Raw genomic sequence first — 21,015 nt, forward strand, 5'->3', positions numbered from 1 at the left:
TCGGCGCAGTGAGTTCGGGGCAGTGGGGCTGCGGCAGTGGGAAGCTTGGTTCGGGACTGAACCATAGGTGCGGGTGGGGGCAGGGTCGCTACCTCCAAATTCCTCTTATGATTGCAGGGAAGGGCGGAGACGACCGGGCGGAGGGGCCATGGAGCCGGTGTTCGACTCGCGGCACATCAGGACGTTCCACGAGGTGGTCCGGGCCGGTTCCTACTCGGCCGCGGCCCGGGAACTCGGCTACACCCAGCCCGCCATCACCCAGCAGATGAAGGCCCTCGAACGCAGCGTCGGCGTACCGCTGTTCACCCGCGCCGGGCGCGGCCTGCGGCTCACCGAGGCCGGCGAGGCGCTCTCCCGGCACGCCGAACTGATCCTCGGCAGCCTCTCCGCCGCCCAGCAGCAGCTCGCCGCGCTCGCCCGGCTGCGCGCCGGACGGGTCCGGGTCTGCGCCTTCCCCAGCGCCAACGCCACCCTGATACCCGAGGCGATGGCCCGACTGCTCGCCGAACACCCCGGCGTGCGGGTCGAGCTGCTGGAGGCCGAGCCGCCGGACTCCGTCCAGCGGCTGCTGCGCGGCGAGTGCGACATCGCGCTGGCCTTCCGCTACCCGGGCGCGGCGACCGACGTGCCGGACGGCCTGGACGAGATCCCGCTGATGGAGGACCTGCTCACCGTGCTGCTGCCGGTCGGGCACCCGCTCGGCCGCCGGCACGCCGTACGGCTCGCCGACCTGGACGGCGAGCGCTGGATCGCCGGCTGTCCGCGTTGTCGGGCCAACCTGCTGCACGTCTGCGCCGAGGAGGGCTTCGCGCCCGACATCGTGTTCTCCACCGACGACAACCTCGCAGTGCAGAGCCTGGTCGCCGCCGGGGTCGGGATCGCGCTGATGCCCGCCCTGGTGCTCTCCTTCATGTGCCACCGCAAGGTCACCGGGCGGGCCGTCGAACCCCACCTGCGCCGGCAGGTGAGCGCGTACGTGCTGAGCGAGCACCGGCGGATCCCGGCCACCGGACTGGTGCTGGACCACCTCCGGCAGGCGGCGGCGAGCCGGGTCGGATGCTGATCCATAAGCACTAGTGGGGGTATGGCTTAAGAACCCTCGTTGGACGTGATAGGTCAGTAGGCCCGAACCTGCTGCCATGACACCCCCCACCACGGTCGGCACCGACCGGCGCACCGAGCGGATGACCGCGCTGATCAGTGAGATCCGCGCCGTCGTGGACCGCGGACTGCCCCCGGAACTCACCGCCTACCTGGTCGGTGAGCGCCTCGCCCCGCACCTGCTCGCCGACCCCGACGGCCCGGACGCGCTGCTCACCCCCGCCCAGCGCGAGGGCGACCCGCAGCGCTACCGCCAGCACGTCGTGCACGCCGAGGAGGACGGCGGCTTCTCCGTCGTCGCCCTGGTCTGGCTGCCCGGGCAGCAGACCCCGATCCACGACCACGTCTCATGGTGCGTGGCCGGTGTCCACCAGGGCCAGGAGAGCGAGATCCGCTACCGGCTGGTCTCCGACGGGCGCAGTGCCCGGCTGGTCGAGACCGAGCACGTGGCGGGCCCGGCCGGGACCGTCGCCGCCTTCGCCCCGCCCGGCGACATCCACCTGGTGCGCAACTCCTGTAGCAGCACGGCGATCTCCATCCACGTGTACGGCGCGGACATCTCGCGGCTCGGCACCAGCATCCGGCGGGTCTACCGGCTCCCCGCCGATCAGGAGCGGTGAGCGGCGGCGTGGCACTCACCCTCCGGGAGCGGGCTACCCGCACCCGTTCACTCCCCCCGCTCGGCGGCGACGCCCCCGGCCTGCTGCTCGCCGCCGCCGGTGTGGCCGCCGCCGTGGGCGTCCACGCGGTCGTCCCGGCGGTGCCCAAGCTCACCGCCGCCGTCGTGCTCGGCATGGCGGCGGCCCACCTGCCCGGGCTGCGCCCAGTGGTGCGCGGAGTCGCCCGGCCGGGGCTGTCCATGGCCGGGAAGCGGCTGATGCGGCTCGGGATCGTGCTGCTCGGGCTCAAGCTCAGCCTGGACGACGTGCTCGGCCTCGGCTGGGCCACCGTCGCCATGGTGCTCACGGTGGTCGCGGCCACCTTCGCCGGCACGATGTGGCTCGGCCGCAAACTCGGGCTGCCCGGGGACCAGCCGCTGCTGGTCGCCACCGGGTACTCGATCTGCGGGGCCTCGGCGATCGGCGCGGTCAGCCAGGCGGCCGGCAGCGAGGAGGAGGACGTCGCCTCCTCGGTCGCGCTGGTCACCCTGTGCGGGACGCTGGCGATCGCCGTGCTGCCGCTGCTCCAGCACCCGCTGGGGCTCGGCGAGGTGGAGTTCGGCCGCTGGGTCGGCGCGAGCGTGCACGACGTCGGGCAGGTGGTCGCCACCGCGCAGACCGGCGGGACGGCGGCGCTGCGCGAGGCCGTGCTGGTCAAGCTGATGCGGGTGGTGCTGCTGGCGCCGCTGGTCGCGGGCGTGGCCGTGGTGGTGCGGCGGAACGCGCGCGGAGCCGCCGCTACGGGCGGGGAGAAGAGCGGCAGCCGGCCGCCGATCATGCCGCTGTTCGTCGCCGGGTTCCTCGCGATGATCGTGCTGCGCACCACTGGGGTGCTGCCCGAGCGGGCGCTCGACCTGGCCGGGGACGCGCAGGAACTGCTGCTGGCCGCCGCGTTGTTCGGCCTCGGCAGTGCGGTGCACCTGCCGACCATGGCACGCACGGGCGGGCGGATCGCGCTGCTCGGGCTCGGGTCCTGGGTGGTCGTCGCGGGCGTGTCGTACGCGGGGGTGCTGCTCACGACCTGACGGGCGCGGCTGTGCGGGGTCGGCTGCTTGGTGAGGCCGGTGGGGCCGGTGGGCTGGGGGCGGCGGGCGGCGGACCCGTTTGCCGGGCCCGCTCGTCGGACGGGCTCGGTTAATTGTCGGGCGGGTGATCGTCCGCACCGGTACGGTCCTGCTGACGAGTACGTCGAGGAGGACGCATGACCACCGCACTGCCCGAACGGGACGGCCACGAGGCCGTCGTCACGCTCGACCGGCGGGAGGGGCCGTTCGGTGAGGTGGTGCTGCGGCAGCGCGGACGGCACTACGAGATCATCGCCAACGGCTGCTTCCTGATGGACACCGTCGACGGGCGCTCCGAGCGGCTGCTGATCCAGGCGGCGCTGGACGAGCTGGACCGTGCGGGCGGGGCGGGGGAGCGTGCGGGCGGGCCGTCGGTGCTGATCGGCGGGCTCGGGGTCGGGTTCTCGCTCGCGTACGCGGTGGCCGAGCCGCGCTGGGCGCGGATCGCGATCGTCGAACGGGAGGACGCGATCATCGACTGGCACCGCAACGGCCCGCTCGGCGCCTTCTCCGGCGGTGCACTGGAGGACGATCGGGTCGCGGTGCTCCACACCGACCTGCTGGAGTACCTCGCGGCGGCCGACGGCGAGCGCTACGACGCACTGTGCCTGGACATCGACAACGGTCCGGACTGGACCGTCACCGACTCCAACAACGGGTTGTACGGTGCGGACGGCCTCGCGGTGCTGTGGCACCGGCTGCAGCCCGGCGGGGTGCTGGCGGTGTGGAGTGCGCAGCCCTCCGTGGCCTTCGAGGAGGCGCTGCGGGCGGCGGGCTTCTCGGACGTCGCCACGCATGAGATCCCGGTCAGCCGGGGCGTGCCGGATGTGGTGCACCTGGCGCGGCGGGGCGGCTGAGACGAACCGGGCATCCGGGGGCGGCCGTTGTCCGCGGTGACCGTCAACTGGCAAGAGGCCCGTGTCGATTGGGCTCCGTAGGGAGCCGTTGGTCGGCTGCTAGCGTGTGCGACTGCGGTGCACTAGTGCGGTGGTCGAGCGGGCGGTGGTGGTTGTGGTGGAGAGCGGGACGCCCTCGGAGCGGATCACGGCCGAGCTACGGCGGAGGATCGCGGCGGGGGAGTTGAAGCCCGGGGCCCGGGTGCCGTCCACTCGGCGGATCACCCAGGAGTGGGGGGTGGCGATGGCCACCGCGACCAAGGTGCTCAACCGGCTGCGGGAGGAGGGGCTGGTCCGGGCCGTTCCGGGGGTGGGGACGGTGGTGACGGCTCCTGTGGCTGCCGCACCTGCGGTTCCTGCGGAGGTTCGGGAGGCCGGGCGGGCTTCGGGTGGGCCGGCAGGTGTGGCGCCAGGCGGCGCGGGTGGGTCGGGGGCGTCGGGTGCGTCGGTGGCTCGGCGGGCTCGGGGTGGGGAGCGGGACCTGACCCGGGAGCGGGTCGTCGCGATGGCGGTCCGAGTGGCCGACACGGAGGGGCTCACGGCGCTGTCGATGCGCCGGGTCGCCACCGAACTGGGCGTCGCGACCATGTCGCTCTACCGCCATGTGCCCGGCAAGGACGAGCTGTTGCGGCTGATGTTGGACACCGTCTTCGGGGAGCAGCCGCTGCCCGACTCATCGGCGCCGGGTTGGCGGGCGGGGCTGGAGGAGGTCGCGCGGCTGCAGTGGCGGATCTATCGGCGGCACCCGTGGCTGGCGTCCACGATGTCCTTCACCCGGCCGGTGCTCGCACCGGACGCGGCGCTGCACACCGAGCGGTCGATGGCCGCACTGGCCGGGCTGGGGTTGAGCGGGGAGGAGATGGCCCAGGCCTCCGTCTCGCTGGCGGCCTTCACCTGCGGGCTGGCCGTCCACTTCGAGCGGGAGGCGCAGGCCGAGCAGGACAGCGGGATGTCCGCGGACGAGTGGATGGACCGGCTGGCCGGCGAGGACCACGACCGGCTGATGTCCGATCCGGAGCGCTTCCCGATGTTCGACGCGCTGAACCGGGGGCCGGAGATCGACATGAGCCTGGACGCGCTGTTCGCGTTCGGACTGGCGCGGATGCTGGACGGAGTGGCGGCGCTGATCGAGGCGCGGCGGGCCGGGAGCGATGGCGGGAACGAAACCGGGGGCGGGAGCGGAAACAAGTAGCGGCTGACCACTGACAGCTGACAGCTAACAGATTTCAGATTTCGTTCGCTGAAATCTGAAATCTGTCAGCCGTTGTCTGTCGCCGACCGCGGCCTGTTGGCTGCCCGCCCGTCAGCCGAACGGCCGGTGCTCCGGCGCCGCGTCGGCCTTCGCTTCCGCCTCGGGCTCGGCCGTGGGTTCGTTGGTGAAGCCCATCATGCCGAAGGGATCGAAGTCCGGCGGCGGGATCATCACCGGGGTGCCCTTGCGTGGACCCGACGCCTCGTCCGCCGTCGGGGTGCCCGTCGCAGGCTCGGCCTGGGCCGGGATGGTCGGCGGGGCCGCGGGCGGCGGCGGGACGGCCGGGCCCTGCGCGGCGACGGTGGTGCCGAACGGGTCGGCCTTCTGCTCGGAGGCGATCGTCGTGCCGAACGGGTCGGGAGCCGCGGTACCCCCACCCGGCTGCGCGGCCGGCTCGGCCGTGGGTTCGTTGGTGAAGCCCATCATGCCGAAGGGATCGAAGTCCGGCGGCGGGATCATCACCGGCGTGCCCTTCGGCCGTTCGTCGTCCGCCGCAGCGGCCGTGGCCGTGGCCGTCGCAGAGACCTCGGCCGGCGGCTCCTCCGCCACCGGGGCGAAGGGGTTGAAGTCCGCGGGCGGAATGCGCACCGGAGTGCCGCGCAGGTGCACCGGCTTCTCCACCGACTCCACCGACTCCGCGGCCTCCTCCGCCGACTGTTCCAGCGTGGGAGCGGCAGTCGGCGGGGCCACCGGAACGGCGGGCGGGGACGCCGACACGGCCGGAGCGGGCGCGGCAGCCGCCCCGACCTGCGTGCCGTCCCAGCCGAACTGGATGCTCTTCAGCAGCTCCGCGAACGCCTCCGTGTACAGCTCCCAGTCCTCCGGCCGCGCCGTGGACAACTGGGCGCACAACACCGTCCCGCCGTCCGGCAGCGGGACGAAGGCCTGGACGACCGAGGTGACCACCCAGCGCCGTTGCCCGTCGGCGGCCAGCGGTCCGGGCACCGGCACGGTCCGCCCCTCGACCAGGACGGCGGCCGGTCCGGCCGGCAGCAGCACCGTCCACACCTCGGCGTGCCGCCGTACGGTGGCCAGTTCGGTGGCGAGCGCGGTGATCGGCAGCGGGTGCCGGGCGAGCGAGACGACCAGGGCGGCGTCCGAAGCGCGTCCGTCCAGTTCCAGCGCGCACAGGCCCGCGTAGCAGACGCCCGCGTCCTGGATCAGGTCGGCCAGGGTCGCGGAGATCACCGCGAAGTCGCGGCGCGGCTCCGGTCCGGTGGCGCTGAACAGTTCCTCGGCCACCTCGGCCAGATGCCCGGTCAGCTCGGCGGCCGCCGCCGCGGCGACCCGGTCGGTACCGTCGCCGCCGTCCGGCGGCGCGGGCACCGTACGGGCCGAGACCCCGGCGGGCCCGCCGGGGGAGGTCAGCGGGTGGAAGCCCGGCGGGACGACCAGGCGGACCTCGGCGCCCGCGCCCGTGGCCAGTTCGACCGGCTGCCGGGTCTGCTGCCCGGCCGCCAGCGCGGCCAGCGCCCGGGCGAACGGCGGGCGCAGCTTGGCATCGGCGAACTCACCGGTGACCGGCAGCTGGAACAGCGCGGCCGAGGTGGTACCCCGGTCGGCGATGGCGCCGCGGACCACCCCGCCGCCGTAGCGGTTGTGCAGCGCGGTCGTCACCCGGTCGGCGACCGGGGCGCCGGTGCCCGGGCGGGCCGTCCCGACGGTGATCACCGTGCCGAGCCCGTCGAGCGCCGCGTGCACCGGCCCGTTGGGCGCCAGCGGAAGACCGAACAGTGCCTCTGCGGCGGGGTGCCCGGCCGATCGCAGGGCGCTCAGCGAGGCCACTGGGTGGCGCGAGGTGTGCTCGTCGAAGAGGGCGTCGGTGAGCGTGCCGAGGGTCGAGAGAACCTGCTCGGCTGCCGCGAAGGGGTTGGCCTCCGCGCTGAACTGGACGTCCTGGGTCAACTGGTGAGCCCCCCGCTCTGCTCCGTCTGCCGTCGGTGGTTTCGGGTGGGATCGGGCCCGCTCGGGCGGCGTGCCGTCAGATCCCTGCCCATTCCTATCAGAGCCCACCGTCGTCACCGAACCGCAGGATCACCGGATGATCATTCGTCGGCGGTGTCGGCGGAGCCCGCCGTGGCCTGCGCGGACTGTTCGTCCACCGGCGCGGAGGCCGGAGCCGCAGAGGCCTGACCTGCGGAGGCCTGACCTGCGGGGGCCGGGCCTGCGGAGGCTGGACCCGCCGGGGCCGGCGCTCCGGTGGCCAGTGCGGTGACCGCGTCGAGGATGCCGGGGACGGTGAACAGCGCGGCGAGGTCCTGGACCAGGCGGCCGCTCGGCCCGTCGGGGCGCTCGTCGGCGAAGAAGGAGGCCAGTTCGGTGGCGAGGGCCGGCTCCCGGGCCGCGGTGAGGGTCAGTGAGGCGACGAACTCCTGCACCAGGTGCAGTTGCAGCTCCTCCAGCGGCACCGAGCGGTCGGCCAGCCACTCCAGCGAGGTGATCTCGGCGTTGGCGATCCAGGCCCGGACGGTCAACCGCAGCCCGGGGCTCGGCGCGGGGATCGCCAGGTGGGCCAGGATCTGGTCGTGCGCGGCCCGGCGGACGTCGTCGATCACCGCGGAGGTGCCCGCGCTGGCCGCCACCGAGCCGCCCCGCAGCAGCGCGGCGAAGCCGGGCCCGTGGCTCTGCACGAAGTCGAGGTAGCGACCCATCACCCGGTACAGCCGATCCGACAGCGGCCCCTCCATGGGCTCCTCGAAGCGCGCCGACAGCTCCCGTCCGGCCCGGCGCAGCGAGGCCTCGTACAGCGCCTGCTTGCCGGGGAAGTAGTGGTACACCAGCGGCCGGGAGGCACCCGCGGCGGCGGCGATGTCGTCGATCGACACCTCCTCCGGCGGACGCCGGCTGAACAGCTCCAGCGCCACCGCGATCAGCTGCTCCCGCCGCTCGTCCACGCTCAGCCGGCGGCGCGGCCGCTCACCCGCCGCCCCCCGGCCGGGTGCGGCGGCGGTCCGTGCTGCGCGGTCGGCCGTCGGTGACGGCGTACGGGAGGCCATGCGCGTCACCCTATCCGGCGGTCGCAAGACGCCCCCTTGGGCCTGTCTCCTGGGCCCGGCGAGGACTCAAGGGACAGGCCCTAGGCGGCACGGAGCTCCAGGTAGCGGCGGTAGGCCTCGCGGCCGTCGGTGACGAAGGTGTCGCGGGTCAGGCGCTCGGCCAGCTCGTCGGGGGTGAGCCAGGCGTGCCAGGCGACCTCGGACTCCTGCGGGGAGACCGGACCGTCCCACTCGGCCTCGTACATGTCGCACCACCAGGAGAGCTTGCCGCCGTCGGGCTCCCGGAAGAGGAACTTGAACAGCGGGCGCGGCGTGATGCCGTGGACGCCGAGCTCCTCCTCGGCCTCGCGGACGGCGGCCTCGGCGTAGGTCTCGCCGGAGCCGACCACGCCGCCGACGAACATGTCGTACGCGCCGGGGGCGAAGAGCTTGGTGTCGGTGCGGCGGTGGACGAAGATCCGGCCGGCCGGGTCGCGGACCAGGATGAAGACGCAGCGGTGGATGAGCCCCTGCCGGTACACCTCCCCGCGCAGTGCGGTCCCGATGATCCGGTCGTGCTCGTCGACGACGTCCAGCAGCTCTTCGGCAGGGTTGGTCATGTCCGACAGGTTAGGGTTTCGGGGCCCGCTTCGAACGCGGGATCGATCGAATAGGCGGATCCGGACAGGCCGGATCCGGACAGACCGAGGGCGGCGCGCGGTGGTGGAGATCTGGGGCGAGACGGCCGAAGGGTTCGAGCCCGTACGGGCGGTCTTCGCGCGGAACTTCGCCGAGTACGGCGAGCTCGGCGCGGCCTTCGCGCTGTACCTGCGCGGCCGCAAGGTGGTCGATCTGTGGGGCGGTGACGCCCGGCCCGAGGTCGGCGGGCGGCCCGCGCCCGCGGTGCCGTGGACGGCGGACACCGCCCAGGTGCTGCGTTCGGTCACCAAGGGTCTGACCGCGACCACCGCGCTGCTGCTGGCCGAGCGGGGCCTGCTCGACCTGGACGCGCCGACGGCCTCGTACTGGCCGGAGTTCGCGGCGGCCGGCAAGGGCGAGGCGCCGGTGCGCTGGCTGCTGTCGCACCAGGTCGGGGTGCCCGCGCTGGACGTGCCGCTGCGCCTGGAGGACGTGCTGACCTGGGAGCGCGCGGTCGCCGCCGTCGCGGCGCAGGCGCCCGCCTGGGAGCCGGGCACCGCGCACGGCTACCACCCGTACACCTTCGGCTGGCTGGTCGGCGAGGTGGTGCGGCGGGTGAGCGGTCGGACGATCGGACAGTACTTCGCCGAGGAGATCGCCCGGCCGCTCGGACTGGACCTGTGGATCGGGCTGCCGGCCGGCGCCGCGCCCCGGGTCGGCAAGCTGGTCGACCTGCCCGCCCCGGAGGCGGCCCGGACCGGCCCGAGCGGGCTGCGGCTGCGGCCCAAGCAGTCCGTCCGGGACGCCTACCAGGACCCGACCTCGCTGACCGCCCGCTCCTTCGCCTCGGTGCTGCCCGGGGTGAACATGAACGACCCGGCGGTGCAGGCCGCCGAGATCCCCGGCGCGGGCGGCATCGGCACCGCCCGTTCGCTGGCCCGGTTCTACGCGGCGCTGATCGGTGCGGCGGACCGCCCGGACGGCTCCGGCGAACTGCTGCCGCCGCTGCTCGGCCCGGAGGTGCTGGCCCGCGCGGTCGGGCCGGTGGTGAACGGCCCGGACCGGGTGCTGATCGTCAACTCCACCTTCGGCCTCGGCTTCTGGCGGCACGGCCCGACCGCGCCGATGGCCTCCCCGGCGAGCTTCGGCCACCCGGGCCGGGGCGGCTCGCTGGGTTTCGCCGACCCGGACCTCGGGCTGGGCTTCGGGTACGTCACCAACGGCATGCAGCCGGGCGTCACCGGGGACGTCCGTTCGCGCAACCTGATCCGCGCGGTGCGGGGGTGCCTGGGGCTGTCCTGAGGCGGTCGGCTACGCCTGGCCGGTGTCGAAGCGGCTGATCTTCCCGCCCTCGACCGTGAAGCGCCAGGTGGTGCGCATCACGCCCCAGGTGTCGTTGGTGAACTCGGCGATCAGCGCGTGGCCGCCGGTGGACTCGCTCTGGACGTCCATCCGGCCGTTCGGGCCGAAGATCTCCCGGTCGGCCCAGTCCGCCAGACTGCGCTCGGAGCCGTCGTCGGACATGGTCGCGTCCGGGGTGAGCAGGGCGAAGAAGGCGTCGCGGTCGCCCGCGTTGACCGCGGTGACGAAGGCGCGGACGGCGGGGTCGGTGAGCTTGGCGGGGGCGATGGTCATCTGCCGGGACTCCCAACGGGAACGAGCGGACTGGGGAGTCCTGTCTACGGCGTTCGCGCGGGGCGTCCGGGCATGTCGGCGGCGCGTCGGCAAAATCAGCGGATTCATGTGCTTAGATCCTGAAACAGGGCGATTTGCCCCGACAGGCCCGCCACGGGGAGTGGCGGTGGAGCGGGAGTCCCGGACCGGGACTCCCGCTCCACTCTTGTCCGACGGGCCCGGCCTAGAAGAAGCCGACCGCGTCGGGGGAGTAGCTGACCAGCAGGTTCTTGGTCTGCTGGTAGTGCTCCAGCAGCGCCTTGTGGTTCTCCCGGCCGATGCCGGAGTTCTTGTATCCGCCGAAGGCCGCGTGCGCGGGGTAGGCGTGGTAGCAGTTCGTCCAGACCCGGCCCGCCTGGATGGCGCGTCCGGCCCGGTGGGCGGTGTTGATGTTGCGCGTCCACACGCCCGCGCCGAGGCCGTACTGGGTGTCGTTGGCGAGCGCCACGGCCTCGTCGAAGCCGTCGAAGCGGGTGACCGAGACGACCGGGCCGAAGATCTCCTCCTGGAAGACCCGCATGCTGTTGACGCCCTCGAAGACGGTCGGCGTCACGTAGTACCCGCCGGCCAGCGAGCCGCCGAGGTCGGCGCGCTCGCCGCCGACCAGGACCTTGGCGCCCTCGGCCAGGCCGATCTCGAAGTACGACAGGATCTTCTTCAGCTGCTCGACGCTGGCCTGCGCACCGATCTGGGTGTCGGTGTCCAGCGGGTTGCCCTGGCGCATCGCGCGCACCCGCGCCAGGCCGTCGCCGAGCAGCCGCTCGTAGACCGGGGCTTCGATCAGCGCGCGGCTGGGGCAGGTGCAGACCTCGCCCTGGTTGAGGGCGAACATCGCGAAGCCCTCGACGGCCTTGTCGTAGAAGGCGTCGTCGGCGGCGGCGACGTCCGCGAAGAACAGGTTGGGGCTCTTGCCGCCGAGCTCCAGGGTGACCGGGATCAGGTTGTCGGCGGCGGAGCGGGAGATCAGCCGGCCGGTGCTGGTCTCGCCGGTGAAGGCGAGCTTGCGCACCCGCTTGCTGGCGGCGAGCGGGGCGCCGGCCTCCTCGCCGAAGCCGGTGACGATGTTGACCACGCCGGGCGGCAGCAGGTCGGCGGTCAGCTCGGCCAGCAGCAGCACCGAGGCCGGGGTCTGCTCGGCGGGCTTGAGCACCACCGCGTTACCGGCCGCCAGGGCCGGGGCCAGCTTCCAGATCGCCATCAGGATCGGGAAGTTCCACGGGATGATCTGGCCGACCACGCCCAGCGGCTCGTGGAAGTGGTACGCCACGGTGTCCTCGTCCAGCTGGGAGAGGCTGCCCTCCTGAGCCCGCAGTGCACCGGCGAAGTAGCGCAGGTGGTCGACGGCGAGCGGGAGGTCGGCGGCCAGCGTCTCGCGCACCGGCTTGCCGTTCTCCCAGCTCTCCGCGACGGCCAGCTTTTCGAGGTTGGCCTCCATCCGGTCGGCGATCCGCAGCAGCACCTGCGCCCGCTCGGCGGCGGAGGTGCGGCCCCAGGCCGGGGCGGCGGCGTGGGCCGCGTCGAGGGCGGCCTCGATGTCCTCGGCGGTGCCTCGGGCCACCTCGGTGAACACCTCGCCGGTGACCGGGGTCGGGTCGCCGAAGTACTCGCCGCGCGCCGGGGGCGTCCATCCGCCGTTGATCCAGTGCTCGTACCGGGAGCGGAAGGCGACGATGCTGCCGGGCGTGCCGGGGGGCTGGTAGACCGTCATGATCTCTGTCTCCTCGCGACGTTGGGCGGGCGCCGCCCGGCGCCGATCGGGCCGTGGGCGGCGCGCCGGACCACCCGGTCAGCGGGCGGTCCGGCGGGAGGGTGTGGACGCGCAGTTGGGCCGGCGCCCCGCCGGGGGCGCCCGCCGTCGAGCACGATAGCCGCCGAGCGCACGGTGCGGCTACGGTCCGTACGGAGGATCGTACGGACGGTGCGCGATCCGGATGTTCCCGACCCGGGCGCGCGGAGGGCGCGTTCGGTGACGCGCACGCCCCCGACGTGCCTCAGACCGCGTGGTACCGGCCGGTGCGGGCCTCCCAGCTCAGATAGCCGGCCAGCCAGGTGACCAGCCCGTCCGCGTACCGCTGGGCGATCGCGCACTCGATCCGGGACAGGCCCAACTCCCGGTAGACGTCCGCCAGCCGCTCGTGCAGCTCGGCGCAGCGATCGACCATCAGCTGCGCCTCCGCCATGACCGCCGAGCAGGCCTCCTCGGCCGAGCAGTGGCGCTCGCGCTGGACGATCATGACCAGGTTGTTGACGTCCCCGCGCGGCGCCTCCAGCGGGAAGGAGCGCACGTCGTTGCTGAGCGAGGGTATGTCGGCTGCCAGCTGGCGGAGTTGACGCAGCACCGGGTGATGCAGGACGGCGGCGGGGACCTCGAACTGGCCGAGCCGCTCGACCATGTCGAAGATGGTCTCCATCGCCGCGGTGCCGCGTCTGAGTTCGAGGTAGCCGTCCCGGTCCGGCGGCCGGGCGGAGATCCGGCCCGCCGCCTCGGCCGGGTGACTGGCGAAGTAGTACTCCCAGTTGTAGGCCGCGCGGGCCTGCCAGCGGGCGGGCATGCCGCACACGCTGCGGCTCCACAGGTCGGCGAAGGCGGTCTCGACCGCGGAGTCCGGATCGGGGCGGGCGCCGTGCAGGACGGCGATCAGGCGTTCGCAGATCGGGGCGACCTCGGTGGGGCGGCGGCCGAGCGGGCCGTCGAACTGGTCGTCGAAGAGGAAGTAGAAGCCCATCAGGTCAGCCGCCAGGGCGAGTTCGTCCGGGCCGGCGTCCGGGTAGCCGAGCGCGGCGAGGTCGACCACCTCCCAGTGCGCGTAGCCGGGGTGGTCGGCCTCGGGTAGCAGTGGGTGGCGGATCAGCCAGTCGCTGTGCAGCTTGGTGGCGTACGAGCCGTGCGGACTGCGGCGGTACGGGAACGGAATCTGAAGTGAGGTGTCGTCAGACATCGGACTCCCGGTGCAACGGAGGGTGGGGGCGCTTGTGGTTCGATCATTGTCCGTGGGGGGAGTTGGCGAGGCGGGGCGCGAGCAGTGAGGGTCGCTGTGCAAGATCATCTGCGCCTCGCGGGCCGTAGGGTATCTGATGTAATGATCGGACGTTAGAGATATAGGGCAATTGCCCTTGGCAAGTCTCCCAAACCCTCACCGTCCGCCCCAGCCTGCGCGAATGACGCACGGCGAGCCGCACACGGCGCTAACCTCGGCTGCACGAACAGTGATGGAGCGGCTCCCCCGGACAGTGGTCGAGCCGCGCCGTTGGCGGGTGAGGCGGAGGCGCGACGGTGACCGAGCAGAGCAACGAACTTCGGACGGGAACCGGTTCCGACGGGGACGGCGACAGCGCCGCACCCCGGGTCAGGCTGCGCGACCGCGACGCCGAAGTGCGCTCGGTGGAGACGGCCATCGACCGGCTCTGCCGCGAGTTCGCCGCGGGCGGCACCGAGATCGGCGACCTGCTCACCTTCTCCGGCCGCCCCGGCATCGGCAAGACCAGTCTGCTGCACGAGGTCCGACGGATCGCCAAGCTCCGCGAGGGCACCTCCGTGCTGTTCGCCCGAGGCGGCGAACGGCAGTTCAAGGAGCCGTACCACGTGCTGCGCCAGCTGCTCCAGCCCGTGCTCAGCGATCTGAGCGCGGACGAGTTCCGTCAGGTCATGGGCACTTGGGAGGAGGTCGTCGGACCGGCCATGGGCCTCAGGCAGCCCAAGGCGGGAGCCCGCCGCCTCGACCCGCAGGGCGTGCGCGACGGCCTCGACTACGTGCTGACCCAGCTCGCACCGCGCCGTGCGCCGATGGTGATGATCGTCGACGACCTGCACTGGTCCGACGCCGAATCCCTCTCCTGGCTCGCCAAGTTCGCCGTCCGCTCCGGCGAACTGCCCGTACTGCTCGTCTTCGCCTTCCGCGAGGACGAGAACGACTGGCCCAACGAGACCCAGGACCTCCGCCGGGACACCCTCGGACTCAAGGCCCGCAAGCACGAGCTCAACCGACTCACCCTGAGCTCCGTCACCGACATGATCCGCGCCGAACTCGGGGACAAGGCCGAGGACGCCTTCTGCTACGAGTTCTGGAACGTCGTCAACGGCAACCCCTTCGAGGCCGGCCGCCTGCTCGACCAGGTCCGTGAGCAGGAACTCGAACCGGTCGAGGAAAACTCCCGGCAGCTGCGCGAACTCGCCGTCGACGCCACCGGGATGACCCTCAAGAGCTGGCTGGACCGGCTCGGCGCCAGCACCCTGCGCTTCGCCTGGGCCTGCGCCATGCTGGGCACCGACATCCGGATCGACCTCGCCACCCGGATCTCCACCCAGAGCACCGAGGGCGCCCGCGACTCCATCAAGCAGCTGCGCAAGCAGCGCGTGCTCACCCAGGCCCCCAACGGGAACCTGGAGTTCGTCCACCCGCTGATCGCCAGCTCCATCTACAACACCATGCCGGAGGCCACCCGCCTCGGCATGCACGGCATCGCCGCCGCCGAGATCGAGAACGCCGGACTCGGCCTGCTCGCCGCCTCCCGCCACCTGGTCGAGACCCACTCCGGCGAGGGCGACGACCGGATCGTCAAGAAGCTGCGCCGCGCGGCCGTCGAACACCAGCTGATCGGTGCCCCCGAGGCCGCCCAGCGCTGCCTGCACCGCGCGCTCAACGAGCCGCCCGCCGACGACATCAAGGCCGAGGTGCTGTACGAACTCGGCTGCTCCGCACTGCTCACCGACCCGGGCGCCACCGTCAACCAGCTCAAGCTCGCCCTCGACCCCGACGAAGGGCCGCTGCGCCCGGACCTGCGGGTGGACGCCACCTTCCGGCTCTCCGAGGTGCTCGCCCACAGCGGCGAGCTGGGCCAGGCCGCGCTGGTCTGCCAGGAGGCGGCCGAGCAGACCGTCGAGCCGGCCGGGCGGCAGCGGCTCCAGGCCGCCTCGTTCATGTGGCACGCGTTCCGCAAGTCCGAGGAGGACGGCCCCGGCCGCTCCGCCCGGCTGGGTGAGATGTGCCGGAGCCTGCCCGGCCGCGAGGCCGCCGACCGGGCGGTGCTCGCCATGCGCGCCTGGGACCTGACCCTGCGCGGCGAGTCCTCCGCCGAGGCGCTCGCGCTCGCCGACGAGGTCCTCGACGGCGGCCGGCTGCCCAAGGGCCTGGGCTGGACCGACACCACCTGGGGCTTCGAACTGCCCTCGATGCTCGGCCTCACCTACATCTACAACGACCGCATCGCCCAGGCCGAGCGGCTTTTCGCGGACGCCATCATCCAGTTCGAGGTGGCCGGTTGGAGCGGCGCCCACCGGGGCTTCGCGTACTTCCTGATGGGGCTGGCCCGCTTCCGTCGCGGCCTGCTCGCCGAGGCCGAGGACTTCCTGCGCCGGGCGTACCGCATCTCCGAGCGGGTCGGCCAGAAGCTGCCGCTGGCCTGGGACGCGGTGGGCGTGCTGGTGGACACCCTGATCGCCCGCGGCCGGGTCGACGAGGCCTGGACGCTGGCCAACGAGTTCGGCTTCCACCCGCCGTACCACGCCACCGCCATGGTGCTGCCGGACGCGGCCTCGTTGTACGGCAAGCTGCTGATCGCGATGAAGCGCCACGCGGGCGCGGCCGCCGCGCTCACCGAGGCCGGCGCCCAGCTGGAGATCCGCGGCTGGCACAACACCGTCTGGGCGCCCTGGGCCGGGCACCTGGCCATCGCGATCGCGGACGACGAGCCCGAGCGCGCCCGCGGCTACGCCCAGAAGGCCGTCCGGGACGCGCGCGCCTTCGGTACCGCCTCGGCGATCGGCAGCGCGCTGCGGCTGCAGGCGCAGGTCGAGAACGGCGAGCAGGCGGTCGAACTGCTGGAGCAGGCCGTCGAGCACCTCGGGCAGTCCCCGGCGGGGTACGAGCACGCCGTCGCGTTGGTCGACCTGGGTGCGGCGCTGCGCCGGGTCGGTCGGCTGGAGGACGCCCAGGAGTACCTGTACCAGGGCATCGAGCTGGCCCAGCACTGCTCGGCGGAGAAGCTGGTCGACCAGGCCCGGCGGGAGCTGGCCAACTACGGCCTGCGGCCCAACCGGCTGGAGAAGCGTGACTTCCGGGAGACGCTCAGCGGACCCGAGTGGGACGTCGCCAAGCGCGCCGCGCGGGGCGTGCCGCCGCAGCGGATCGCCGATGAGCTGGGGGTGCAGCTGAGCCTGGTCAACCGGCGGCTGGCCGCGGTCTACCGCAAGGCGGGCAGCGGGCCGGACGGCCTCGCCTCGGCGCTCGGGTTGCCGGCCGAGCCGCGCGAGGAACAGGGGGAGTAACGGCGGTCCGGGCGAGGGCGGCGGCCGGGTGGCGCCCGGGCGGCGCGCGGAGGCGTGGGAGTGCCCCCGCCGCCGTCGTCCTCGCTAGGCTGACTGACACCACGGGGGCTGCGGCAGCGCCTCCTGACGGATGGACGGACCCGGAACCGGGCGGAGGCGGCGGCGCCGTCGCCAGTGAGGAGCAGGCATGGCGAGCGAGGCCACCGGTGTGCGACGCGTTCCCCTCGACCCCTCGGGTGCGGGCGCCGCGATCCAGCGCTGGACGCTCACCGCCGGCCCGTACGAGGCCAGCGTGCTCACCCTCGGCGCCACCCTGCACACCCTGAGCGCGCCGGACCGCACCGGCCGCAGCGCCCAACTACTGCTGTCCACTGATCAGTTGGCGCAGATCCTGGGCCCGGCCCGGCACTACGGCACGGTGGTGGGCCGGTACGCCAACCGGATCGACCGCTCCGAGGTCACCATCGACGGCGAGGAGTACCCGCTCGCCTCGACCGGCGGCGGGCTCACCCTCCACGGCGGGCCGGACGGCTTCGCCCAGCGGATGTGGGCGGCCGAGCCGATCGAGGGCGGGGTGCGGCTGCGGCTGCACAGCCCGGACGGCGACCAGGGCTTCCCGGGCGCGCTGGACGTCACCGTCTCCTACACCCTGTCCAGCACCCCGGAGGCGGGCGGCGAGCTGATGATCGCGTACCACGCGGTGACCAGCAAGCCGACGGTCGTCAACCTGACCAACCACGCCTATGTCAACCTCGCGGGTGAGGGCAACGGCGACGTCCTGGGCCACCTGCTCACCCTGGACGCCGACGAGTACACCCCGGCCGACGAGCGGCAGATCCCGTACGGGCGGACCGAGCCGGTGGCCGGCACGCCCTTCGACTTCACCGTGGCCACGCCGATCGGCAAGTCGGTGCACGACGAGCACCCGCAGCTGGCCGGGCCCGGCGGCTACGACCACAACTGGGTGCTGCGGGCCCGGCCGGCGGACGGCAGCCCGGCGCGCGCCGCGCTGCTGGAGGACCCGGTCAGCGGCCGTACCCTGGAGGTGCTGACCACCGAGCCGGGCATCCAGGTCTACACGGCGAACAAGTTCCAGGGCGCGGTCACCGGCGCGAGCGGGGTCCCGTACGGACCGTTCGCCGGGATCGCGCTGGAGACCCAGCACTTCCCGGACTCCCCGCACCACCCGGCCTTCCCGAGCACCGTGCTGCGGCCGGGGGAGGAGTTCCGCTCGACCACGGTGCTGCGGCTGGGGACCAACTAGGCGTTCCGGCCGCGGCTCAGGTCCCGGCGCATGCAGAGCCGGGGCCAGCGGTCCAAGCCGTGCTCGGCCTCCTTGCGGCGGATCTCGCGCAGGCCCGGAGTCAGCTCCGCGTCGGCCAGTGGGCGGAAGCCACAGCGGGCGTAGTAGGGGGCGTTCCAGGGGACGTCCGCGAAGGTGGTCAGGGTGAGCGCGGGGGCGTCGGCGCCCTCGTGCCCGGCGAGGTGGTCGATCAGGGCCCGGCCGATGCCCCGGCGGGCGTGGTCGGGGTGGACCGACACCTGCTCGATGTGCAGGGCGCCGTCCACTGGCTCGGCCAGCAGGTAGCCGGCGATCGTCCCGTCGGGGGCCTGCGCGACCAGGGCGACGCCGTGTTCCAGGTAGTACGCCAGCTCCTCCGGGGCCGGGGGCTCGTCCTCGGCGACCTCCGGCATCCCGATCGCGGCGAAGGGGGCTCCGGCGGCGCGCTCCAGCTCGCTCAGCAGTGGCAGTTCGTCCTCGGTGACGGCTCTGATGCGCATGCGTCCAGTCTGCTGCAAGCGCCCTTCGGCCACGCACGGTGGTTCCGTCGGCCAGGCCGTAGCGGGGTGAAACGGACGAACTCTGACATTGCTTCGCACTGTCGACTACCGTGCGGCCACGTCCAGGACACGTGGATGTAACGATCGGCGTTTCTTGCAGAAACTTGCTGCAAGGACTTTCCGTCCCTCTTGCGCCGCTGTTAACTTCCTTCCCGAGCCCGTCGGCAGCAAAGGTGCGGTCGGCACGAGGCAGCCATTATGCGCCTGTCTCCGAACATCTCGGGCACCCCCACCCTCCCAAGGAGTTCTCATGCGGCGTGGCATCGCGGCCTCTGCCCTCGTTGTGGCCCTCGCGGTCTCGATGGCTGCCTGTGGCAGCAGTGGCGGCTCCGGTTCGGACGGCAAGGCCGACGGCCCCGTCACCATCACGTACTGGGACACCTCCAACGCCACCAACGAGGCTCCGAACTACCAGGAGCTGGCCAAGAAGTTCGAGGCCGCCAACCCGAACATCAAGGTCAACTTCGTCAACGTGCCGTTCGACCAGGCGCAGAACAAGCTGCAGACCGCCATGGGGGCCAAGGGCGCGCCGGACGTGTTCCGCTCCGAGGTCGGCTGGACCGCCGCCTTCGCCAAGGCCGGCTTCCTGGAGCCGCTGGACGGCACCCCGGCCGCCGGCGACACCTCCACCTTCCAGCCCAGCCTGATCCAGCAGGCCAAGTACGACGGCAAGCTGTACGGCGTGCCGCTGGTGACCGACACCCTGGGCCTGCTCTACAACAAGGAGCTGTTCACCAAGGCCGGCATCACCGGGGCGCCGAAGACCTGGGACGAGCTCAAGGCCGACGCCGCCGCCGTCAAGGACAAGGCCGGCGTGGACGGCTTCTGGCTGAAGGCCGCGGACGGCTACTACGCGATGCCGTTCCTGTTCGGCGAGGGCACCGACACCGTCGACGCCGCCGGCAAGAAGATCACCGTCACCTCGCCGGAGGCCGTCAAGGCCGTCGAGACCTACAAGTCGATGTTCACCGCGCCCGGCATGGCCAAGGCCGACGTCACCACCGACGCCTACGCGCACATGATGGACGCCTTCAACAGCGGCAAGGTCGCGGCGATCATCCAGGGCCCCTGGGAGATCACCAACATCTACAAGGGCTCCGCCTTCGCCGACAAGAACAACCTCGGCATCGCCGCCGTCCCGGCCGGCTCCAGCGGCAAGGCCGGCGCCCCCACCGGCGGCCACAACATCTCCGTCTACGCCGGTGCGGACAAGGCCCACAAGGCCGCCGCCGAGAAGTTCGCCGCCTTCATGACCTCGGCCGAGAGCCAGGCCTTCATCGCGCAGAAGAACTCCACCCTGCCGACCCGCTCCGACGCCTTCACCGCCGACGTCAAGGCCGACCCGGGCATCGCCGGCTTCCAGGGCATCCTGAGCAGCGCCAAGCCGCGCCCCGAACTGCCCGAGTACAGCTCGCTGTTCGCCTCGCTCGGCGAGAACCTGGGCAAGTCCCTTCAGGGCACCAGCACCCAGGACGCGCTGAACACCGTCGCCACCGACTACGCCAAGCTCCTGCCGGGCTTCGCCAAGTAGTCCCCGCGCCCGGCCTGCCGACCGTACGGCAGGCCGGGCCGTCGGCTCCCCCGAGAATCCCCCGAGAAGGTGCAAACGATGTCAGTCGCCGTGCAGGGCGCCACCGGCAAGGGAAGCCGGGAGCGCGATCAGCGTCCGGGCCTGCTGGAACGCCTCAAGCGCTCCTACGCCAAGCACTGGTACGCCTACGCGATGATCGCCCCGGTCGTACTGGTGCTCGGCGTGCTGGTGCTCTACCCGCTCGTCCAAGGCATCTGGCTCACCCTCACCGACGCCAACAGCCTCAACGTCGCCCGCAAGATCGGCGTCAACGAGATCCCGGCCAGCTACAACTTCGTCGGCTTCCACAACTACGCCGACATCCTGTGGGGCCCCGGCTCGTACGACCGCTTCTGGTCGCACTTCGTCTGGACCATCGCCTGGACGGCCGTCTGCGTCTTCCTGCACTACACCCTCGGCCTCGGCCTCGCCCTGCTGCTCAACAAGAAGCTGCGCGGGCGCGCCGTCTACCGGATGCTGCTCATCCTGCCCTGGGCGGTGCCGACCTTCGTCACCGTCTTCTCCTGGCGCCTGATGCTCTCCGACGGCGGCGTCGTCAACACCGCGCTCTCCGCCCTCCACCTGCCCGAGCCCGGCTGGCTCACCGACCCGTGGGCGCAGAAGGCGGCCGCGATCCTGGTGAACACCTGGGCCGGCGTGCCGTTCATGATGATCTCGCTGCTCGGCGGCCTGCAGTCGATCCCGGCCGAGCTGTACGAGGCCGCCGAGATGGACGGCGCCACCCGCTGGCAGCAGTTCCGTTACGTCACCATGCCCGGGCTGCGGACCGTCTCCTCCACCGTCGTGCTGCTCGGCGTGATCTGGACCTTCAACCAGTTCAACGTCATCTTCCTGCTCTTCGGCTCCGGCGCCCCGGACGCCCAGCTGCTGGTCACCTGGGCCTACCGCCTCGGCTTCGGCCAGATCCCCCGGGACTACGCCGGGTCCGCCGCGTACGGCGTGATCCTGCTGTCCATCCTGATCGTCTTCACCGCCTTCTACCGGCGCTGGCTCGCCCGCAACGAGCAGGCCAACGGCTGAGGCCCCGGACCCAGTTGACCCACGAAGGCAGGTAACC

General features: G+C 72.6%; 18 protein-coding genes. 10 read left to right on the top strand and 8 right to left on the bottom strand.

What is annotated here, in order from left to right:
- Positions 1-157 precede the first annotated feature (157 nt).
- From ACGF12_RS12845 to ACGF12_RS12860, 4 genes are all read left to right on the top strand, one after another.
- On the top strand, positions 158-1,063 hold the full coding sequence (locus tag ACGF12_RS12845) for a LysR family transcriptional regulator (RefSeq protein WP_380612888.1): 906 nt from the start codon (positions 158-160) through the stop codon (positions 1,061-1,063).
- Positions 1,064-1,139: 76 nt separating this feature from the next.
- Positions 1,140-1,721, top strand: a complete 582-nt coding sequence (locus ACGF12_RS12850; RefSeq protein ID WP_393028324.1) for a cysteine dioxygenase — start codon at positions 1,140-1,142, stop codon at positions 1,719-1,721.
- Between the two features lie 8 nt (positions 1,722-1,729).
- Positions 1,730-2,785 (top strand): YeiH family protein, encoded by a 1,056-nt coding sequence (locus ACGF12_RS12855; RefSeq protein ID WP_393028325.1) that lies wholly within the window; start codon positions 1,730-1,732, stop codon positions 2,783-2,785.
- Between the two features lie 176 nt (positions 2,786-2,961).
- Positions 2,962-3,681, top strand: a complete 720-nt coding sequence (locus tag ACGF12_RS12860) for a spermidine synthase (RefSeq protein WP_393028326.1) — start codon at positions 2,962-2,964, stop codon at positions 3,679-3,681.
- Positions 3,682-3,780: 99 nt separating this feature from the next.
- Here the strand turns inward: ACGF12_RS12860 and ACGF12_RS12865 are convergent, their stop codons facing one another.
- A complete protein-coding gene (locus tag ACGF12_RS12865) occupies positions 3,781-3,972 on the bottom strand; it encodes a hypothetical protein (RefSeq protein WP_393028366.1) in 192 nt (63 codons plus the stop codon).
- Here ACGF12_RS12865 and ACGF12_RS12870 point away from each other — a divergent pair.
- A complete protein-coding gene (locus tag ACGF12_RS12870; RefSeq protein WP_393028364.1) occupies positions 3,905-4,912 on the top strand; it encodes a TetR/AcrR family transcriptional regulator C-terminal domain-containing protein in 1,008 nt (335 codons plus the stop codon). The genes ACGF12_RS12865 and ACGF12_RS12870 overlap by 68 nt on opposite strands.
- A 111-nt stretch (positions 4,913-5,023) precedes the next feature.
- On the opposite strand, the gene ACGF12_RS12875 is transcribed toward ACGF12_RS12870, so the two are convergent.
- The 3 genes from ACGF12_RS12875 to ACGF12_RS12885 form a co-directional block, all read right to left on the bottom strand.
- Positions 5,024-6,877 carry a hypothetical protein gene (locus ACGF12_RS12875; protein ID WP_393028327.1) on the bottom strand — a complete coding sequence of 618 codons (1,854 nt, stop codon included), beginning with the start codon at positions 6,875-6,877 and terminating at the stop codon, positions 5,024-5,026.
- A 140-nt stretch (positions 6,878-7,017) separates the two neighbouring features.
- Positions 7,018-7,968: a TetR/AcrR family transcriptional regulator gene (locus ACGF12_RS12880; RefSeq protein WP_393028328.1), complete on the bottom strand. Its 951-nt coding sequence runs from the start codon at positions 7,966-7,968 to the stop codon at positions 7,018-7,020.
- A gap of 80 nt (positions 7,969-8,048) precedes the next feature.
- Entirely contained in the window at positions 8,049-8,567 is a 519-nt protein-coding gene (locus tag ACGF12_RS12885; RefSeq protein WP_393028329.1) for an NUDIX hydrolase, read from the bottom strand.
- Between the two features lie 100 nt (positions 8,568-8,667).
- Between ACGF12_RS12885 and ACGF12_RS12890 the strand changes: the two genes are divergently transcribed.
- The gene (locus ACGF12_RS12890; RefSeq protein ID WP_393028330.1) at positions 8,668-9,888 is read left to right on the top strand and encodes a serine hydrolase domain-containing protein; all 1,221 of its coding nucleotides are present in this window, start codon (positions 8,668-8,670) and stop codon (positions 9,886-9,888) included.
- Positions 9,889-9,897: 9 nt separating this feature from the next.
- Here the strand turns inward: ACGF12_RS12890 and ACGF12_RS12895 are convergent, their stop codons facing one another.
- The 3 genes from ACGF12_RS12895 to ACGF12_RS12905 all read right to left on the bottom strand — a co-directional run bounded on the left by ACGF12_RS12895 (position 9,898) and on the right by ACGF12_RS12905 (position 13,199).
- Positions 9,898-10,221 carry a nuclear transport factor 2 family protein gene (locus ACGF12_RS12895; RefSeq protein WP_387615284.1) on the bottom strand — a complete coding sequence of 108 codons (324 nt, stop codon included), beginning with the start codon at positions 10,219-10,221 and terminating at the stop codon, positions 9,898-9,900.
- A gap of 223 nt (positions 10,222-10,444) precedes the next feature.
- Positions 10,445-11,968, bottom strand: coding sequence for an aldehyde dehydrogenase family protein (locus ACGF12_RS12900; protein ID WP_393028331.1), 1,524 nt, complete (start codon positions 11,966-11,968; stop codon positions 10,445-10,447).
- Between the two features lie 283 nt (positions 11,969-12,251).
- The gene (locus ACGF12_RS12905; RefSeq protein ID WP_393028332.1) at positions 12,252-13,199 is read right to left on the bottom strand and encodes a terpene cyclase; all 948 of its coding nucleotides are present in this window, start codon (positions 13,197-13,199) and stop codon (positions 12,252-12,254) included.
- 335 nt (positions 13,200-13,534) lie between these two features.
- On the opposite strand from ACGF12_RS12905, the gene ACGF12_RS12910 reads away from it, so the two are divergent.
- A complete protein-coding gene (locus ACGF12_RS12910) occupies positions 13,535-16,525 on the top strand; it encodes an ATP-binding protein (protein WP_393028333.1) in 2,991 nt (996 codons plus the stop codon).
- 187 nt (positions 16,526-16,712) lie between these two features.
- Entirely contained in the window at positions 16,713-17,789 is a 1,077-nt protein-coding gene (locus ACGF12_RS12915) for an aldose epimerase family protein (protein ID WP_393028334.1), read from the top strand.
- On the opposite strand, the gene ACGF12_RS12920 is transcribed toward ACGF12_RS12915, so the two are convergent.
- The gene (locus tag ACGF12_RS12920; RefSeq protein WP_393028335.1) at positions 17,786-18,307 is read right to left on the bottom strand and encodes a GNAT family N-acetyltransferase; all 522 of its coding nucleotides are present in this window, start codon (positions 18,305-18,307) and stop codon (positions 17,786-17,788) included. The genes ACGF12_RS12915 and ACGF12_RS12920 overlap by 4 nt on opposite strands.
- Before the next feature lie 310 nt (positions 18,308-18,617).
- Here ACGF12_RS12920 and ACGF12_RS12925 point away from each other — a divergent pair, with 310 nt between their 5' ends.
- Positions 18,618-19,898, top strand: coding sequence for an extracellular solute-binding protein (locus ACGF12_RS12925; RefSeq protein WP_393028336.1), 1,281 nt, complete (start codon positions 18,618-18,620; stop codon positions 19,896-19,898).
- Positions 19,899-19,976: 78 nt separating this feature from the next.
- A complete protein-coding gene (locus ACGF12_RS12930; protein ID WP_393028337.1) occupies positions 19,977-20,978 on the top strand; it encodes a carbohydrate ABC transporter permease in 1,002 nt (333 codons plus the stop codon).
- Positions 20,979-21,015: the final 37 nt, after the last annotated feature.

The sequence above is a fragment of the Kitasatospora sp. NPDC048296 genome (assembly GCF_043201815.1).
Lineage (GTDB): Bacteria > Actinomycetota > Actinomycetes > Streptomycetales > Streptomycetaceae > Kitasatospora.

Bases quoted from the DNA above. Each gene is read 5' to 3' on its own strand.
- ACGF12_RS12850 (WP_393028324.1), top strand. From the start codon at position 1,140: ATGACACCCCCCACCACGGTCGGCACCGACCGGCGCACCGAGCGGATG.
- ACGF12_RS12860 (WP_393028326.1), top strand. From the start codon at position 2,962: ATGACCACCGCACTGCCCGAACGGGACGGCCACGAGGCCGTCGTCACG.
- ACGF12_RS12880 (WP_393028328.1), bottom strand. From the start codon at position 7,968: ATGGCCTCCCGTACGCCGTCACCGACGGCCGACCGCGCAGCACGGACC.
- ACGF12_RS12885 (WP_393028329.1), bottom strand. From the start codon at position 8,567: ATGACCAACCCTGCCGAAGAGCTGCTGGACGTCGTCGACGAGCACGAC.
- ACGF12_RS12895 (WP_387615284.1), bottom strand. From the start codon at position 10,221: ATGACCATCGCCCCCGCCAAGCTCACCGACCCCGCCGTCCGCGCCTTC.
- ACGF12_RS12900 (WP_393028331.1), bottom strand. From the start codon at position 11,968: ATGACGGTCTACCAGCCCCCCGGCACGCCCGGCAGCATCGTCGCCTTC.
- ACGF12_RS12905 (WP_393028332.1), bottom strand. From the start codon at position 13,199: ATGTCTGACGACACCTCACTTCAGATTCCGTTCCCGTACCGCCGCAGT.
- ACGF12_RS12915 (WP_393028334.1), top strand. From the start codon at position 16,713: ATGGCGAGCGAGGCCACCGGTGTGCGACGCGTTCCCCTCGACCCCTCG.
- ACGF12_RS12920 (WP_393028335.1), bottom strand. From the start codon at position 18,307: ATGCGCATCAGAGCCGTCACCGAGGACGAACTGCCACTGCTGAGCGAG.
- ACGF12_RS12925 (WP_393028336.1), top strand. From the start codon at position 18,618: ATGCGGCGTGGCATCGCGGCCTCTGCCCTCGTTGTGGCCCTCGCGGTC.
- ACGF12_RS12930 (WP_393028337.1), top strand. From the start codon at position 19,977: ATGTCAGTCGCCGTGCAGGGCGCCACCGGCAAGGGAAGCCGGGAGCGC.